The organism is Methylophilus rhizosphaerae (assembly GCF_900100975.1).
In the GTDB taxonomy this organism is placed as follows: Bacteria; Pseudomonadota; Gammaproteobacteria; order Burkholderiales; family Methylophilaceae; genus Methylophilus; species Methylophilus rhizosphaerae.
Window position 1 is genome coordinate 140300 of sequence record NZ_FNFX01000003.1, and the last position, 17397, is coordinate 157696.

The 17397-nt window shown below is 44.7% G+C and carries 22 protein-coding genes and 1 tRNA gene; 6 read left to right on the forward strand and 17 right to left on the reverse strand.

All coding sequences use genetic code 11. The features are described 5' to 3' along the window. Positions 1-73 precede the first annotated feature (73 nt). The 3 genes from dnaG (at position 74) to BLP53_RS07480 (ending at position 4023) form a co-directional block, all read left to right on the forward strand. A complete protein-coding gene (dnaG, locus tag BLP53_RS07470) occupies positions 74-1813 on the forward strand; it encodes a DNA primase (RefSeq protein ID WP_091471546.1) in 1740 nt (579 codons plus the stop codon). Positions 1814-1971: 158 nt separating this feature from the next. Further along, positions 1972-3924 (forward strand): RNA polymerase sigma factor RpoD, encoded by a 1953-nt coding sequence (gene rpoD / locus BLP53_RS07475; protein ID WP_091471906.1) that lies wholly within the window; start codon positions 1972-1974, stop codon positions 3922-3924. A gap of 20 nt (positions 3925-3944) precedes the next feature. Beyond that, positions 3945-4023: transfer RNA gene (locus tag BLP53_RS07480), tRNA-Ile, on the forward strand. Between the two features lie 120 nt (positions 4024-4143). Here the strand turns inward: BLP53_RS07480 and BLP53_RS07485 are convergent. The 9 genes from BLP53_RS07485 to BLP53_RS07525 form a co-directional block, all read right to left on the reverse strand. Next, positions 4144-4764, reverse strand: coding sequence for a hypothetical protein (locus BLP53_RS07485; RefSeq protein ID WP_091471547.1), 621 nt, complete (start codon positions 4762-4764; stop codon positions 4144-4146). A gap of 141 nt (positions 4765-4905) precedes the next feature. Further along, positions 4906-5703: a sulfite exporter TauE/SafE family protein gene (locus tag BLP53_RS07490; protein ID WP_091471548.1), complete on the reverse strand. Its 798-nt coding sequence runs from the start codon at positions 5701-5703 to the stop codon at positions 4906-4908. Positions 5704-5728: 25 nt separating this feature from the next. Continuing rightward, positions 5729-6058, reverse strand: a complete 330-nt coding sequence (locus tag BLP53_RS07495; protein WP_091471549.1) for a YnfA family protein — start codon at positions 6056-6058, stop codon at positions 5729-5731. Positions 6059-6102: 44 nt separating this feature from the next. Continuing rightward, positions 6103-6789, reverse strand: coding sequence for a cation diffusion facilitator family transporter (locus BLP53_RS07500; protein ID WP_091471550.1), 687 nt, complete (start codon positions 6787-6789; stop codon positions 6103-6105). A 31-nt stretch (positions 6790-6820) separates the two neighbouring features. Continuing rightward, complete coding sequence (locus BLP53_RS07505; RefSeq protein ID WP_091471551.1) at positions 6821-7300, reverse strand: arsenate reductase ArsC; 480 nt, start codon at positions 7298-7300, stop codon at positions 6821-6823. A gap of 16 nt (positions 7301-7316) precedes the next feature. Further along, positions 7317-8363 carry an ACR3 family arsenite efflux transporter gene (arsB, locus tag BLP53_RS07510; protein WP_091471552.1) on the reverse strand — a complete coding sequence of 349 codons (1047 nt, stop codon included), beginning with the start codon at positions 8361-8363 and terminating at the stop codon, positions 7317-7319. Further along, positions 8364-8822 carry an ArsI/CadI family heavy metal resistance metalloenzyme gene (locus BLP53_RS07515; protein ID WP_091471553.1) on the reverse strand — a complete coding sequence of 153 codons (459 nt, stop codon included), beginning with the start codon at positions 8820-8822 and terminating at the stop codon, positions 8364-8366. Continuing rightward, a complete protein-coding gene (locus BLP53_RS07520; RefSeq protein ID WP_091471554.1) occupies positions 8819-9160 on the reverse strand; it encodes an ArsR/SmtB family transcription factor in 342 nt (113 codons plus the stop codon). The genes BLP53_RS07515 and BLP53_RS07520 overlap by 4 nt, the downstream gene beginning before the upstream one ends. Before the next feature lie 80 nt (positions 9161-9240). Further along, positions 9241-10263, reverse strand: coding sequence for a phage integrase (locus BLP53_RS07525; protein ID WP_091471555.1), 1023 nt, complete (start codon positions 10261-10263; stop codon positions 9241-9243). Positions 10264-10444: 181 nt separating this feature from the next. Here BLP53_RS07525 and BLP53_RS07530 point away from each other — a divergent pair, with 181 nt between their 5' ends. After that, on the forward strand, positions 10445-10681 hold the full coding sequence (locus BLP53_RS07530) for a hypothetical protein (protein ID WP_091471556.1): 237 nt from the start codon (positions 10445-10447) through the stop codon (positions 10679-10681). A gap of 14 nt (positions 10682-10695) precedes the next feature. Further along, the gene (gene trfA, locus BLP53_RS07535; RefSeq protein WP_091471557.1) at positions 10696-11619 is read left to right on the forward strand and encodes a plasmid replication initiator TrfA; all 924 of its coding nucleotides are present in this window, start codon (positions 10696-10698) and stop codon (positions 11617-11619) included. 415 nt (positions 11620-12034) lie between these two features. Here trfA and BLP53_RS07540 read toward each other — a convergent pair whose 3' ends face one another. After that, a complete protein-coding gene (locus BLP53_RS07540) occupies positions 12035-12412 on the reverse strand; it encodes a hypothetical protein (protein WP_091471558.1) in 378 nt (125 codons plus the stop codon). Between the two features lie 110 nt (positions 12413-12522). Here BLP53_RS07540 and BLP53_RS07545 point away from each other — a divergent pair, with 110 nt between their 5' ends. After that, positions 12523-13125, forward strand: a complete 603-nt coding sequence (locus BLP53_RS07545; RefSeq protein WP_176755235.1) for an AbiV family abortive infection protein — start codon at positions 12523-12525, stop codon at positions 13123-13125. Between the two features lie 10 nt (positions 13126-13135). Here BLP53_RS07545 and BLP53_RS07550 read toward each other — a convergent pair whose 3' ends face one another. The 7 genes from BLP53_RS07550 to stbB form a co-directional block, all read right to left on the reverse strand. Beyond that, positions 13136-13348 carry a hypothetical protein gene (locus BLP53_RS07550; RefSeq protein WP_091471560.1) on the reverse strand — a complete coding sequence of 71 codons (213 nt, stop codon included), beginning with the start codon at positions 13346-13348 and terminating at the stop codon, positions 13136-13138. A 64-nt stretch (positions 13349-13412) separates the two neighbouring features. After that, complete coding sequence (trbL, locus tag BLP53_RS07555) at positions 13413-14711, reverse strand: P-type conjugative transfer protein TrbL (protein WP_091471561.1); 1299 nt, start codon at positions 14709-14711, stop codon at positions 13413-13415. An 8-nt stretch (positions 14712-14719) separates the two neighbouring features. Further along, positions 14720-14932, reverse strand: a complete 213-nt coding sequence (locus BLP53_RS07560; RefSeq protein ID WP_091471562.1) for a hypothetical protein — start codon at positions 14930-14932, stop codon at positions 14720-14722. Between the two features lie 10 nt (positions 14933-14942). Further along, complete coding sequence (trbJ, locus tag BLP53_RS07565; RefSeq protein ID WP_091471563.1) at positions 14943-15647, reverse strand: P-type conjugative transfer protein TrbJ; 705 nt, start codon at positions 15645-15647, stop codon at positions 14943-14945. After that, complete coding sequence (locus BLP53_RS13650; protein WP_176755236.1) at positions 15644-15814, reverse strand: hypothetical protein; 171 nt, start codon at positions 15812-15814, stop codon at positions 15644-15646. The genes trbJ and BLP53_RS13650 overlap by 4 nt, the downstream gene beginning before the upstream one ends. Positions 15815-16079: 265 nt before the next feature. Next, the gene (locus tag BLP53_RS07575; RefSeq protein WP_091471565.1) at positions 16080-16670 is read right to left on the reverse strand and encodes a hypothetical protein; all 591 of its coding nucleotides are present in this window, start codon (positions 16668-16670) and stop codon (positions 16080-16082) included. A gap of 8 nt (positions 16671-16678) precedes the next feature. Next, positions 16679-17389, reverse strand: a complete 711-nt coding sequence (gene stbB / locus BLP53_RS07580) for a StbB family protein (protein ID WP_091471566.1) — start codon at positions 17387-17389, stop codon at positions 16679-16681. Positions 17390-17397 lie beyond the last annotated feature (8 nt).

Here is a 17397-nt window from a genome sequence, read left to right on the forward strand (position 1 = left end):
GCATTGAGCGCCTTTTTTGTTTCTACCAACCACCATCGTGCCAGCCGCGGCACGATATGCGATACTTGCACTTATGATCCCCGAGAGTTTTATTCAAGAGCTGCTGAATCGTGTCGATGTTGTTGAAGTCATCGACAAAGCTGTACCACTGAAAAAAGCCGGAGCGAATTATTCTGCCTGCTGCCCGTTCCATAACGAAAAATCCCCCAGTTTTACCGTCAGCCCGACCAAGCAGTTTTACCATTGTTTCGGGTGTGGCGCGCATGGCTCGGCGCTGAGTTTCCTGATGGAGTATAACGGCCTCAGTTTTGTGGAGGCGGTGCATGAGTTGGCCAAGCAAGTCGGCATGATTGTGCCGCAGGAAAAACGCGATCCCAGCCAGCCAGCGCCCCCATCAAAAGCGGTGATGCTGAGTTTGCAGGAAACCTTGTTGCAAACGGCTAATTATTACAAAGCCGAATTAAAGCAGTCACCGAGTGCCATTGATTACCTGAAAGCGCGCGGGTTAAGCGGGCAGGTGGCAGCCAAATTCCAGATCGGCTATGCCCCGGCAGGCTGGCAAAATCTGCAGGCGGTGTTTCCGCAATATGATGCCGAAGCACTCGAGATCGCAGGTCTGGTGGTACAGAACGAACAGGGCCGCCGTTATGACCGCTTCCGCGATCGCGTCATGTTTCCTATCCATAACCAGAAGGGCGAGGTGATCGGTTTTGGCGGGCGCGTGATCAACCCGGAAGATACGCCCAAATATTATAACTCGCCGGAAACGCCGCTGTTCCAGAAAGGCCATGAGTTGTATGGCCTGTTTATGGCGCGGCGCGCAATTCGCGATGCCGGGCGTGTCCTCGTGGTGGAAGGGTATATGGATGTGGTAGCGTTGGCGCAATACGGCATTGAATATGCAGTCGCTGCACTGGGAACGGCCACCACGCCGTTCCATATTGCCAAACTGATGCGCCAGACCAATGAGATCGTCTTCAGCTTTGATGGCGATAATGCCGGCCGTACGGCAGCCTGGCGCGCAGTGATGAACGCCTTGCCCGCCATTAAGGACGGGCTCAAGTTGCGTTTCCTGTTTTTACCGGCCGAGCATGACCCGGACAGTTTTGTGCGCGAGTTTGGCAAAGAAGCGTTTGAGGCCGAAATGGATAAGGCCATGCCGCTCTCGCAATACATTATCCAGCATTTGAGTGAACATAATCCGCTGGCTTCACAAGAGGATAAGGTGCAGTTTCTCAATGATGCCGAACCTATTCTCAAGCAGATTCAGGCGCCGCGTTATGCCATGTTGTTGCGCAAGAAAATTGCGGAAATGACCGGGCTGGGTGAAGGCGAAATACGGCGTATGCTGAAATTGCCGGACCCGAAAAAGATTCAGGAAAAAGCACCACGCCAGCGCGCGCGAACACCGTTATCCCTGCATGTGCGCTTGGCGCTGATGTTGCTGATGCGGCCCCAATGGGCGCGCATGGAGTTGCTGGACCATGTGCTGGGCGAAAGCGACGAGGCACACATGCTGCGCGAAGTGGTCAAGGCAGCACTGGCAAAGCCGGAGTCGCGGCCGGTGGTGTTGTTGCAAATCATCAGCCCGGCGATTTCAGATATGCTGCGTAATCAACTACATAGGGAACTATCTTTATTGGATGAAAGCCTGGACTTTACGCTTGAATTTGAAGGGGCGTGTACCCAATTATCCGATATGGCGCTTGCAACACGTGACAAATCCCTGTTGGGCAAGCTTACGGAAAAGCCTTTTTCCATGCTCACTGCCGCTGAGCGGGAGGCTTTGCGGCAATTGACCAGCAAGCGCTAACCTGTTTTTGCATATATCCCTGAAAAGCATCATGGGTATACTTAAAGAAAGTACAAAAATCAGGTAAAATAGAGGGTTTCCCGTAATGTTATAGCGGGTGTTGTATCAGAAGCCAAGATCAGCACCCGACAACAATTATTTTAGAGGTGGAATCGGCCATGGCCAGACCAAAAGCAGATAAAAGTTTAGATAAAGAACTCGGAATCAACGAAGTCGAAACCCCTAAAGATCCCGCCACCCAGGCCCTGGATGCCGAAGCACGCCGTACCCGCCTGAAAACCCTGATTGTTCTGGGTAAAGAGCGCGGCTACCTCACTTACGCCGAAATCAACGATCACCTGCCGGATGATGTGCAGGACTCGGAGCAGATCGAAAGTATTATCGGCATGATCAATGACATGGGTATCCAGGTCTATGAAGAAGCGCCTGATGCCGAAGTGTTGCTCATGTCTGATGCGCCACCCGCCGTCACTGATGAAGACGCTGCCGAAGAGGCCGAGCAGGCCCTGGCGACTGTGGACTCCGAATTTGGCCGTACGACCGACCCGGTGCGTATGTACATGCGCGAAATGGGCACGGTAGACCTGCTGACACGGGAAGGCGAGATTGAAATTGCCAAGCGTATTGAAGATGGCCTCAAGCACATGGTGCAGGCGATTGCTGCCTGTCCGACAACCATCGCCCAGCTGCTGGAGATGGTCGACAAGGTCGAAAAAGATGAGATGAGCGTCGAAGAGCTGGTCGATGGCTTGATTGATAGCGACCTGGGGCTGGATGACGCGCTGGCCGTGGCTGAAACCGAAGAAGAAAACAGCGACGAAGAAGAGGAAGACGAAGAGGAAGAGGACGACGATGGTGCCAAGGCTTCTGCTATGTCTGCCGAAGCACTGGCACGACTCAAGGACGAGGTTATGAACCGCTTCTCCGTGATCCGGGCAACCAACGCCAAAATGAACGAGATCCGCACTACCGTTGGTACGCAGAATGACGAATACAAAGACCTGCACCAGCAAGTGCTGGATGAGCTGACTGCTTTCCGTTTTTCAGCCAAACAGGTAGAAGCTTTGTGTGATCAGGTGCGCAGCATGGTCGAAGAAGTGCGTACACACGAACGCAAAATCATGGACTTCTGTGTAGACAAAGCCAATATGCCGCGCCAGCAATTCATCAAGAGCTTTGTAGGTAACGAAGTAAACCTGGACTGGCTGGATAGTGAACTGGCTGGTAAACCGGCCTATGCCGAGCGTTTGGAACGCTTCAGGCACTCCATCCTGGATCAGCAGGAGCGCTTGCAGAACCTGCAGAACCGTGTCGGCCTGCCGATCAAAGAGCTGCGTGAAATCAACAAACAAATGACCACCGGCGAAGCCCGTGCCCGTCGCGCCAAACGCGAGATGATTGAAGCTAACTTGCGCCTGGTGATTTCGATTGCCAAAAAATACACCAACCGCGGCTTGCAGTTCCTTGATTTAATTCAGGAAGGCAACATCGGCCTGATGAAAGCGGTGGATAAATTTGAATACCGCCGTGGTTACAAATTCTCTACTTACGCAACATGGTGGATCCGCCAGGCGATTACGCGCTCCATTGCTGACCAGGCACGTACTATCCGTATCCCGGTACACATGATAGAAACCATCAACAAAATGAACCGTATCAGCCGCCAGATCCTGCAGGAAACCGGCCTCGAACCTGATCCGGCAACCCTGGCTGAGAAAATGGAAATGCCGGAAGAGAAAATCCGCAAAATCCTCAAAATCAGCAAAGAACCGATCTCGATGGAAACCCCGATTGGTGATGATGAAGACTCTCATCTGGGTGACTTTATCGAAGACAACACCACCCTGGCCCCGATGGACGCAGCGGTTTACGCCAGCCTGCGCGATGCGACCAGTGAGGTGCTGGAGTCACTGACGCCACGCGAGGCTAAAGTGCTGCGCATGCGCTTTGGTATCGAAATGAACACTGACCACACGCTGGAAGAAGTGGGCAAACAGTTTGACGTGACCCGTGAACGTATCCGTCAGATCGAAGCGAAAGCACTGCGCAAACTGCGTCACCCGACCCGTTCGGAGCGCCTGCGCAGCTTCTTAGAAAACGGTCAGGATTAGTTTATAATCCAACCCTTTCCGGCCCCTTAGCTCATGCTTGGTTAGAGCAGCGGACTCATAATCCGTTGGTGCTGTGTTCGACTCACAGAGGGGCCACCAATAAAATCAAAGGGTTACGTTAATTCGTAACCCTTTTTTATTTTGGAAGTTCAACAAAAGTTCAACTGAGCTTTAAAGGTGCGGGAAGTTTAGAGAAGTTTGCAAATTATTTGTTTCAATTTAACTCTTTGAATCGGTGCGAAGCATTCCGCCATTTTCGTCAAACTTGATTAAGAAATCATGAACTCTAATCATTTCATTCAGGATTGGTTGAATATGGTGCCGCTCACCTAGCACTTGATAAATCCCCTCATTTAGATAATAGGCCCTAAAAATATGGTGTGGAACTTCTGTTTCTTCGGGCCTATTTAGGATAAGGCTTGGAAATATCTGTCCAACAATTCCCTCTTCAAGATAGCGGTCAAGCCGTTCATCAAAATGTTCAATGGCATCTCTGAGTTTTTTATTGTGAAATGGGCTAGTGTCATCAACTTCAAAAATTCTTCGCAGGTGCTCAGCACGTTTCTGATGAATATCTTTCTTGTCCTTCTTCATACCACCAAATGAAGGAAAGAAGTATCTTGAAACTGCACCGCTATGGTTGATGAAATTCTGTAGGCAATCGAGCAACTCATCTTTTCTGTCTTGAGGTCCAATTTGGCCATGGGATATAGCTTCAATGTATTTGGAGGCTCTACTACATGCCTGAAGTGCGGATGCTGTATTGAAGAGCATGGATTGAATGTAAAAGGCTTGGTAGGGTGCATGTATTGAGAACTGCCCGTCATGTTCAACTATCATTTCCACTCCCTTATCCACGTAAAATCACATGGTTTTAATATAACTCGTAATTTTATCGTATCGCCGCATCGGCATATTTAACTATGGATCTTGTCTGTTCTGCAGGGGGCGTTAAAAAAGTGAGATTAAATGGCATGCAGACTATTCAGCGTGGGAGTGGCTCCACACTTTTAGTGAGGAAACCACCAGAATTATTGCCAGCAACGGTAATAAATATGAAGTCGGAATAATCCCAAGCAAGCGGCCTCCTAAATAAGCACCAACCAGCGAGCCAGCAGCCATAATCAAGAGGAAGCGCTTTTGCTGCTTAATGATGCTGAAGCTCTTATCCCTACTGTATCTGGTGAAGCCTACAATCATCGTGGGGAGACTGACAGCCAATGACAAACTACCCGCAAGTTTAATATCAGCACCAAACAATAAGACAATCGTCGGGATTAGCAACTCACCTCCAGCCACACCCATTAGGGCAGCTACTATCCCAATCCCAAATCCTACAATAATGCCTGTGATGACCAGAGGCACACCAGTAAGCAATGCCCCGCTACTTGTGTTCGGCTCATGACCGAACAGCAATGCTACCGCAATCAGCACCAGCAACACCGCAAGCACCCGACAGAGTGTCTTAGACTTCAGCTTAGTAGCCCATGAGGCACCACACCATGCACCTATTAGGCTACCAGCCAGCAAGGTAACAATCACATCCCATCGTTCCAAGATGCTTGATAAGGATATTGTCCCCATCCGAAACGGTAATGAGGATGCCACTACGACAAGGCTTAGAGCTTTGTTAAGGATGACCGCTGAGAGTGCATCAAAGCCGAATAGGCCAATCAGCAATGGGAGTCTGAACTCAGCACCACCGAGCCCAATAAGTCCTCCCAATGTGCCGACAGCAAAGCCACTAGAGAAGACTGGAAGTGGTTTATAGGGTTGCATAGGGTATGCTTACAAAGGCACGTGCTTAATTTCTTGGTGCAAACATGATAATTGCCATGCCTAGTAACGCTACACTCGCCCCCAGGAAGTCCCAGTTGCTAGGTTTTATATCATCGACTGCCCACAGCCAGAAAATGGCTACGAATATATAAACACCACCATATGCTGCGTATACTCTCCCCGCAGCGGAAGGGTGCAGTGTTAATAACCACGCAAAGATAGCTAATGAAATTGCAGCAGGAATCAACAAGAGTGGGCTTTTATTTTGATTCAGCCACAGATAAGGCAGATAACATCCAATGATTTCGGCAAGGGCAGTGATCACAAAAAGTGTAATAGTTTTTAATTCAAACATGACGAAGTTTCTTGAGTTTAACTTAATGAAGAATCAGGCTTCTGTTACTTTTTATTTTGCCTGATTGGCATACTAACGCTAATGGCCACAGGCTGAGGCTGACTAACCGGAGCAGGAGACGGCTGACGCAACTCTTCAAGTGCCTCCTTCAAGACAGATACAGAGGAGTGCAGGAACAATCCAGCAATAAGAGTCCCTACCGCAATATCAGGCCAGCGTGAGGTTAACCAGTAGCTGGCACCCGCTGCAATCAATACTCCGACATTAGCAATCAGGTCATTTCGAGAGCATAACCAAGTCGAACTCATGTTTAAGTTGTCGCTTCTGTGTCTATAAAGCATGCCAAAGCAAACGAGGTTAGCAAACAGAGCAAGCGCACCTATCGTCCCCATAAGCTCAGCATTAGGCACAACTGGATTTAAGACCTTATAGACAGCCTCTAGTAGCACTCCAACTCCAAAGGCCAGCATGAATACGCCTTTAATCACAGCAGCTACAGCCTGCCAGCGGAGAGACTTTGCCAAGACAAACAAGCTGAAGCCGTAGACAATTGCATCTCCCAGCATGTCTAAAGAGTCTGCCAACAGTGACGTTGAGTGAGCAACTATGCCGGAGTAGGCTTCAACAACAAACATCACTGCATTGATGATTAGAACAGCCCAAAGCACTCGACTATGAGACTCCCTCAAAGCCGTTACTTCGCATCCCTTGTCTTCACAGCAGCTTGCCATCAGTAATCCAGAGTGTGACTAGATAAACTGATTATACAGATTCAATCTCACCAATGCGTTGCAACTCCTGCTTTAGCTTTTCTTTGTCACTTAACAACTCAGGGCTTAAACTTAAGAATGCTTCAATACGCTTGCGAAGTATTGAGTATGCCTTGATGAATGAGGCGTCAACTTCAGCGTCTGTGCCTGTCGCCTTGGCTGGGTCATCCACTCCCCAATGCGCTCTTAGTACGTTGCCAAGATAAGCTGGACAGGTCTCCCCTGCTGCATTGCTGCATACTGTAATCACGATGTCTGGTGTCACTGGTAGGTTATCCCATGACTTACTGTAATAACCGTCGGTAGCTATGCCTTCACGCTTAAGCAACGCTATAGAACGTGGATGCACCTCACCTGTAGGCTGACTCCCTGCACTCATTGCTTTCGTGCCTTCTGGCGCTAAAGCGTTGAATGTAGCTTCAGCTAGGATTGAGCGGCAGGAGTTACCTGTACATAAAAATAGGATGTTCATTTATAACTTTCGATTGTTAGGCAGTTTCGTACCAATCACGGCTACGATTAACGATAGCCACTACAGACAACATGACAGGCACCTCAATGAGCACACCGACAACAGTGGCTAACGCTGCACCTGAGTTGAACCCAAATAGAGCGATAGCCGTTGCTACAGCCAGCTCAAAGAAGTTTGATGCACCAATCAGGGCAGACGGAGCTGCTACACAGTGAGCCACCTTGAGCTTCTTATTCAGCCAGTAAGCCAGCATGGAATTGAAATACACCTGAATGATGATAGGCACAGCTAACAAAGCGATGACAAACGGCTGTGCGATTATCTGTTGACCTTGGAAGCCAAACAGCAAGACCAGTGTGGCAAGTAGAGCAGACAGAGATACAGGCTGAATGCGCTTAAGCAATGCATCAAGTGCTCTCGGACGACCTGCCAGCAAGACCTCACGTATAAACTGACTGATGACCACAGGCACGACAATGAACAACAGCAGAGACAGTACGAGTGTGTCCCATGGTACGACGATACTGGACAGACCTAACAGCAACGCTACCAGCGGCGCAAAGGCAAACAGCATAATGGCATCATTCAGTGCAACTTGAGACAGCGTGAACCTAGGTTCTCCACCACATAAGCCACTCCAGACAAATACCATCGCCGTGCATGGGGCAGCCGCTAACAAAATCAGGCCTGCTATATAACTGTCAATCTGGTCTGCGGGTAACAAGTCACCGAATAAGTGCCGGATAAATATCCAAGCTAGCAAGGCCATAGAAAAAGGCTTCACTATCCAGTTGATGAACAATGTGACGCCTATCCCTTTGCCATGCGCCAGAACATCGCCCATGGTCTTGAAGTCAATTTTAAGCAGCATGGGGATAATCATGAACCATATGAGGACAGCCACAGGTAGATTTACTTCAGCCACCTTGAGACCGCCTACAGCTTGGAAAAAGCTAGGGAATACCTGACCTAATCCAATGCCGACCACAATGCAGCCAAGCACCCACCATGTCAGGTTACGCTCAAAGCTACTGATTACGCTTGGTTGGGCAGTAGCATTCATTTAGCAGCACTTCTTTCTTGTAGCGAACTCAATCTTTTGAGTGGCAGGAATGCAGCAGGCCGCGCTATGTTCTGGTGTTTCTTGTCCGCTAAATGTAGGTGCACTGTCTAATGTGCGGTAAGTTTCCCAAGCAATGCCTGAAGGGTCTTGCACCCAATGCTTGTCTGACTTTGCATAGCAGCAAGTCGTGCCCTCCTCAGTCACCAAGCTAAGCTCTGCCTTTTCTAAGCGCTCTTTGATTTCCTCAAGCTCAGACTCATTCTCAACCTGAATCCCAATGTGGTCTAAGCCAGCTTTAGCGCCACGCTTGCTAATGGCAAAGTTAACTAACGGGTCATCCAACATCCACTTGGCATAGTCCGGTTTAGATACGGTTGGAGATGCGCCAAAAAGGTTGCTATAGAAGCCGACACTCTGAGTGATGTCGTCAACGGAGACATGCAAATGCATACGTTTCATGATTCGTTACCTTTCTCGGAATTACAGCTTGTTACATCGGGACAGCAATTGTTGACACCTGCACAGCAATTCTCAGTGAGGTATGCAAGCAAACCATTCATAGCCGCATAGTTTGCTGTGTAGTAAATGAATCTACTGACCTGGCGTGAGTTAATCAGTCCGGCATAGCTCAGTTCTTTAAGGTGGAAAGAGAGCGTGCTTGGCGGTATTTTTAGCTGCTCACCAATACTTCCCGCTGGTAGCCCTTCAATTCCTGCTTGAACGAGCAAGCGGAATATCTCCAAGCGTGCCTCTTGAGCGATTGATGAGAGTTGTGTCACTGCCGATTTAATATCCATATATTCTATATTTCCACAATTATGGAAATAATGCAAATGAAATTCAAAAATTAAGTTTATTGATAATGATAAAAATTATCTTAGTCGTGCAAGGATGAACCGGAGTGTAGCTTAGCTAATGGGTTAAGGCTTAGGGTTTCTTGTAAGTGCTCTGGAGATAGGTGAGCGTAACGCATTGTCATCGCAAGGCTAGAGTGCCCAAGGATTTTTTGCAATGCGATGATATTGCCTCCGTTGATCATAAAATGACTCGCAAAACTGTGCCTCAGAATATGAGTTAGTTGGCCTTCAGATAATTTAAGGCTAGCCTGCTCAAGAGCTTCCCTGAAAGCAGAGTAAGCTGATGAAAATATCCTTTGGCCATTTTTATGAGTTTTATGATGTTCAGTAAGCTGTGATTCGAGATCTCTTGAAATAGGAATAGATCTGGCCTTGGTAGATTTTGTGTTCACATACTGAATAAGACCATTCTTCACTTGAGATATACGTAAAGCTTCTGCCTCGCCCCATCTACTGCCTGTTGCTAAGCAAACTTTGGTGATCAGCATGACATGGGGATTAGTAGATAACTCGAGGCGCTTTAACAGTTTTTGGATTTGAGGGAGAGTTAGATATGAAAGCTCTTGTTCTTGAATTTTAAAAGCTCTAAGTTGAGATAGTGGGTTAGCTTTCTTCCAATTGCCCAAGCGGATATTCTCATTGAAAACAGCTCTTAAATAAGCATGTTCCCGATTGAGAGTATTTGGCTTGATTCCAGCCTCAATTCTTTTAATTCTGTAATGTGCAAATTGTTCAGTTGAGAAAGTTTCTGCTTTGGGATTCCCCATTGAGTCGCACATAGTTAAGAGCAGTCTTTTTCGTCTCAAGCCGTCATTGAGTTCTACACCATGATACTGATACCAGGACTCTACTAACTCTCTTAAATATCTAGTGTCTTTCTTTGGTGGAACCCAGTCAGATGACTCTTGTGTTTTAGCTTGGACATAACGATCCCATGCAATTGCTTCGGCTTTTGTTTTGAAGGTCTTTTTGACCCGCTTACCCGATCTGCCACCAGGTTGAATATCTACTTGCCATCCGGTTTTTACTTGATTTATCGCCATAATATTTCTCAGTCTTAGCACGCATTGCTCAACAATATCTTACTGTGCGTGACATCAGAAAAGCGGACAAATAAATATAATTAAATAATTAAGTATTTATATTATTTGAAATTGAGCGGTCATTTATTGTTAATTAGCATTACTTCATATATTCGTTAACTAACTATGTGAGGTAATATTGATGAACAATAAAGAAAATACAACCGGTTCAAGCGAGTCTCCAGAATTCAGTGTTCAGCACAGCATTACGCATCCATTAGTTTCTAGGGAAAGATTCGCTGATTTGACAGGCTTGCCATTGGGAGTGGTGATAGGGTTTATCAATAAAGGCTATTTACCGACTTATTCTATTGGCAAATATAGTTTGGTAAATATTGAGCTCTTAAGAAAACGTTGCCTTGAGTCTGGGCATTCATAAGAAGCTGGCCAAGAATGTTAGATGACACTGATCATGAAACCGGAGTTAACGGTGCTCGTACTAGTGAGGCCGATCTTCATCTGCATCCCTTTCCAAAGATTGCAAAAAAAGCTTTAGAAGCTAAGTTAAAAAAAACTAATAGTGATAGCAAGCGACTGCAAAATAAACAAGTTTGTAATGTTGCAAAGCAATTGCCATTATGGAGTGATGGACTTCGCTGTTTACCAAATGAAATTGCTCAGTCAGCATTATTTAATGCGAAAAATAGAAGGCAAGCGAGAGAGTATTTGAGGCAATCCAATATTGCAGTTATTGGAGAGACTAGGATTACTTTCACTGGTGAGGAATTGCGCCAAGATGATGAAACGGTGTGGTTGCAACTGCTGCACCTGGCGAAAGAATGCCCGTTAGGTAACACCGTTAATTTCACCCCATATTCCCTTTGTAAGGCAGTTGGATGGTCTATAGATGGACGAAGCTATGAGCGTTTACGTCAATCCTTAGGACGCATGCAAGCGACTTCTTTGTCTATTTACTCTGAGAGGTTAAAAGAAGGGGTGAGTCTTTCAATGATACCGATGTTCAAATGGCGCAATGAGACAGGTATGGCCTTAAGTCAATATCAAGTTAAGGTAGCACCTGAATTATTAGCGTTATTTGGAGATGTTCATTACACCAAGCTCGAATGGTCGCAACGCTGTGCCTTGCCCGACGGAATGGCTACTTGGCTGCATAGTTACTATGCTAGTCACAGTAAACCCTATGCCGTGAAAATTGGCACTTTGAAGCGCGGTGCAGGCATCGCAACTGAAAACTTGGCCTCGCTACGCCAGTTAATTGAGAGGGCATTAACAAAGTTAGTCGATGTGGGATTCTTGGAGTCTTGGCAAATAATGGGTGAATTGGTGCATGTCAAACGTAAGCTTAAACTGAAATGATTATTGTGTTTAGAAATATCATTTTGAGGGAGGCAATGTTGTGTTTAGAAATAGCAGACCTTGTGTTTAGAAATAGAAATTGTTGTGTTTAGAAATATGCAGAATTCAATTAAACCCATATGAAATAAGGCTTTCAGAGGTGTTTAGATCTTCGCTAACCGTATTTAACCTATATATAACCTAGTCCGTTGTGGATAACTCAGGTATATCAATTTTTATGGTGAGATTTTTCGGAACTCACAATGATTGAATTTTTAGAGGGTAAAATCGATAAAAATTTGGTCTAAAGTGTTTGGCAATAAGGGCTATTTCCCACACTCAGCCACTTTTTTTCTTATTGATGATGCTAATTTCCCACTCAACCTGGTTGAGAAAATTGAAAGGTGAGAGCTTTAGGACACACTTAAAGTATTGTCTATTTTTCAATTCTATTTTTTAGCCAGTAGTTTGGTTTGTACACCCTACGAAGAAGATTGGTAGCCACTCGGACTGAGACTTTATGTACTTTTGCTAGATCATGAATTTCTTGATGGTGAGTTCGGCAGAGGCTAATGATTACTCTTAACTCATTGTCAGTAAAAATCCATTTGTAACTTGTATGATGTAATTCAACTTGCTGAGACTGACAGAACTCACATTTTTGATAATTTGGTCTTTTGCTTGCTCTTTCTCTAATACGTTGCCAATGTTCTGTCTGGAGATATTCACCGTAAGTGAATCCAGCTAGGTTTTGCTCTCGTCTATCCCATGTATCAGCATATATTTCGTCAAGGTCTTTAGGGGCTGTGGCCATGTCGTATCTTATTCATTATGGGTAAGTCTTGGAAATTTGAGACGGTTTCTTCATGCTTTGAAGTTTATCATCTAGGCTATTTTAAATGGCAAGATTGGAGGTTTGTAAATATGGCTGATAAAAGTCTGGGATGGAAAAAAGACGTTGATGAGCAATTAACGAAGGATCTCGAATTGGCTGCCCATGCGGCCTATGACAATGGCTGCGAACTCAGTATAGATGCGCGATTACTTTTTGAATCACATCGATATTCCCGTGCGACAGCTCTAGCAATATTAGCTGAAGAAGAGTTCAGTAAAGCATTCACGTTGAAGCTCAGTGCGGACAATAAACGTTGGGATTCAACTTTGTATGATTCGCTACGTAGTCACGCTATCAAACAGGGCCTTGCTGAAGCTGTAGTTAACTTTATTGAAGCAGAGAAAGCGAAGTCCCGCTGGATAGGTGGCTTCACTTCTGCATACCCTGATGAGAAAAAAGCTAAAGAGGTCGTGGCAGCAGCAAAGAAGCGTTTGCGCAAACCGGTTAAGGATCATCTCAAACAGGATGCTTTGTACGTAGCAATTTCAAAAGAAGGAAAAATCAAAAGCATACCTAAAAATATTACCAGGGAGGAAGCAGAAAACAGTCTATTTCAAACTGAATTATTTAAGATTAACGTTGATATATTATTTGGCGATGAAAGCGCGCTAGAAAGATTTTTCACACTCTAAAACGCAATTGTTAATCTTTAAACCCTCGATGCTTTACTTTAGAAGCTTTTGCAACTTCTCTAGGGATCAAAAACATGCTTTCGGGTGAGCGAATCCCATCTTTGACTAATTGCCGAGTACGAGCTTTCCGCTCGTGTTTTTGTCGCCAAGCTTCAGCTTCTTCGGTGTATCCTGCAGCGAGAAGTTCTTCAATGGTCATGTCTTGAATTGCTTTAGTTTTCATGATTCATTAATCCTTATTGAATTAAGTTAATAACCGCTCGAAAGCGGCTATTTGTCTAATTGATTTAATCCTTACCATGACTAAGATTTATACCTTGTACTTGGATATTTGCTTGATCCTGCGGTACATATTTATTTAAATCTCGGATTTTGTCACTCATACTTGAACCTGAACTAGCCTTGTTTTGTTGCTGTTGTGCTGCAAATCGATCAATCGCATTGCTTGTTCTATTGCCTTCTCCGCTTATGCTTGCGCGATTAGCATCCCCAGCAGGCGACTCTGACCTATTTGAATTACCTTTATCTCCAGTTGGCGCAGGTCCAGTAGGATCTGGAACCGGTACTGAATTTTTTGAGCCTTCGGTTAAAGAGTTACTACGGTTAAAACCAAAGTTACGTGCAAGATCTGTAGTACCTGATGCCAGATCCTTAGCAGCCGATGCTCCTGTTTTAGTCGCTTGGGTTGCAAATGTTGCAGTAGCAACAACTGCAGCAGTAGCGGTTGTTGCTGCACCGATCAAACCACCTAGTGTTGAAGAAGGAGAGCCTGACAGCATGGCGCTTGCCATACTAGAAATATTCCAAGCTAAGAACACAAATATCAAAGATTGCGCACAAGCTACAGCACAAGATTTCAATAAGTTATCTACATCAATCGACATATTTTGGAAAACTATAATGCCAGCTCCGATGATTAGATAAGTCATCATCAATTTAACGCCAGTACCAACAGCATATTTTAGATAAGCAGTTGCCATATCCGATGTCCATTGAGATCCAGAGAAACCAAGCATAATTACCCCAGCGCCAACAACAATATAACTTTCAATCAATGTAACTAACAGTTGCCCAGCTACTACACAAAACGCGATAAATATTAAAATGGCAAAAAAGCCAATTGGAAGGAACAGTATCGCTACATCACCGAGTCCAAGCTTTCCAAGAACTGCTAGCATATTCATTGCCATATCCACCCCATACGCTACTATCCCGTCTGGAGAGGCGTCCATATACCCTGAAGCTTTTTGTCCAATCAGCGTAAAAGACTGAATGATGTAAGGAATCCATGTGTCACTGAACTTCATTACCGAATAGAAAAAACCAACGGTAAGCATCTTTCTAGAAAACCATGCCATATAGTCTCCCACTTCCTTGCGCTCTAAAGCTAATTTGAAAGTGGAAACGATTACATCGAGTAATACCAATTTCCAGAAGAGAGAATAAGCAAATGGTATGATTGCAGCATGCCATACGCCTTTCAAGGGTTTGTAAGAGTTCTCAATTGTTGATAAAACACCTGCTGGTTCAGCCGCGAACAATGCACTGCTAAAACCAAAAATCAAAAAATAGACTATTAAACGCATAGTGATTCCTATCTGGAGTTCTTTACGATATTTGGATTCAATTCAATTTGATCAAAAATTTTCTTTGTAGCCTCTTTAGAAGATCTGCCCTCTGTATCTGCAGAGAGCGTTTCTTTGCCAAGATCAAATTTTTCCCCATTGGTGAATGAATTAATCAACAGATAAATAATGAAACCTGCTACTGCGGCCACCGTCATTATTTTATTTTTAGTCTTCTTCATAGATGCTCCCCTACTTCATGTTTTTGATGAGTTTTGGATTTAATGGAACCTGATCCAAAAATTGTTTGGATTGTGCTTGTTCGGTATCCAGTTTCTGCTGTTGCCCTAACATGTAAGCGTTTTGAGCTTGCATTTGCGCCGTATTAATTTGGCGTAACTTACGCATTTCATCTAGCATTTCTGAGGAAACTGCATTACCTATTTGTATTGCTTGTAATTGACCGGCTGGACTCTGATTCATTGTTCTCAAAGTATCGGCGGTTGCAGATTCAGTAGCAAAGTTATTCATTTGCATTCCTGCAGCCATCAATGCAGCACGAAGAGAATCGCTAGTCGTTTGAGACCAGTTTTTGTAATTGTCGTAATAACTTCCATTCACCTTGAAACCAGGGTACTGACTCTCAAACCGGCGAGTTATGTTGCTAATGTCGTATCCCAGTGCCTGTCCTTGATTCACAATTTGCATAAGGTTATTTAATAGTGAAGACGTTTGTGAAAATGGTGTGGCAGTTGTCAGTCTTTCTGCTTGGGCTCTCATCACTTCCAATTGAGCAATGATGTTTGAGGTTTGTTGGGCGTATTGAGCAAAATTCTGTGCCTGGCGAGCCATTTCCATGACTTCATTGGAACAGTTAACGCAATACACAGTATCTGAGTGAGCTGATCCTACAGGCAGCAGGAGGATTGCAGCAATTAAGATTGGCTTAAATTTCATACTGCACTCCCAACTGAATGTTTTTTGTAATAGATATTCAAGGCAGCCATTACCAAGAATCCAAAGCCGCCGATCATTTCATACTTTGTAAACCAAACCAGATACATTGAGGTTGTTGCCCAAACAAAGAGGGCAAATGCAATTAGTGAGCGTGTTTTTTGATTCATTTATTACTCCTTGTTAAGTTCTTGTAATCAGATTTTTGGGCAGTTTAGGTGTAAAGAAAGTAGGCTCTGGTAATCCAGCGAGCTCTGCATCAGCCATGGCGTGAAGTTGATGCCAGTAGATCTTTAGCAATCGATTCAGCTTTCTGTTGTCAGTTACGAATGGATCGCCTTTCTTTAAGAGAGTGGTAGAATGGTTTTGCATTTTCTTCCTTCGAAATTGTTTGGAAATGTTGGTGAGGCTGCCCTCAGAAAGTAACCTCACCATTTATCTCAGTAACAGATATGCCATAGTGGTTATGATTATGGTTAAACCTGTTCCAAATAAAGCGCCGATGCCGCTGTGAAGCATGTGGTTCCACTTGTTTGCTTCAATTTTTTCCGTTTCTTTCTCGACATCTTTCTTTAATTTATTTATTGCACTGTTCAGGGAATTAATGGCGTTATTCGTTGCAGTTTCAGAAGTGGCTAGGATATTTTCAGAGATCATTCTTAGCTCATCTAAATTGCTGTTAGCATCGATATTTGCCTGAAGCAGAATTGGTTGTAGAGAGCCTTTAATAAGCACGTTTATAGAATCTGCAGCAGCTTGACTAATGTCTAATTTGGCAGTCTCAGCGGCGCTTTTTGCAGATGCCTGAACATATGCCTCAATTTTGCTAACGATGTCTTGTGAGCCTGCATTTAGCTTGTCTGCAGAGAGGGAAATGTTTTTGTGCTCTATTTGTATTAAAGCTATAGCACCATCAAAAACATTAGGCAGTTCATTTTTCAACTGGTCCATGCGATCAAGTACTTCTTTCACATCTCCCAAGACTTCTTGATACAGAATGTCTAATTTTGTGCGAGCGTCAGACATAGTGTTTCCTATGAGGTCACAGTGGCGAATACTTGATCGAGGTTACGATTTACGCTCTTGGCCAATGCTTTCATGAAGTGCATGTCTGCATATTGTGAGGCCTGCTTTTTGTCGCCATCTTTGCCAAGATGCATAAGCATTGATTTGTAGTCATTTGCATCTGCGAGAATTGCTGAGATCGTGACTTTTTTTACTGCAGCCATATCGAACAACTCATTCTCAAAAATAGCTGCCTCAGGAAGGGCAATGCATTTATTTTCTTTTTTCGAGTAGGTGAATAGGCGAGCAAATTCTTGTTCTGCGTCCTCTTCAACCCGATTGAATACGAGTTTGATTTTTTCGTTAGGAATACCTAAGCTGGAAAGCGTGTTTATGAATTTAATGGTTTCTGCTTGTTCCTTAGACCCACTAGTAACCGGTACTAAAAACAAATCAATCTCCAAATGGGAGTCTTCTGCTTTGATCATGCCATTCAAAAAGGCCTCAACGTTCGAAGCACCAACATCAATGATCGCGTCAGTTAAGCTGAGAAGCTTTTTGAACAGGTCTTTAAATTTTTCGCCTTTGATGGTCTCAACTTCAAGCCCTAAACCACTGGCGGTTTCGTTGATTGATTCGATAGCAAATACTTCTGCATTCGGCATTCTTGGAGATAACAAATGTGCAGCAATCGTTGTTTTTCCGACTGTGCCCGTGTAGTTCAAAACTGCAATTTTCATTTTGATGT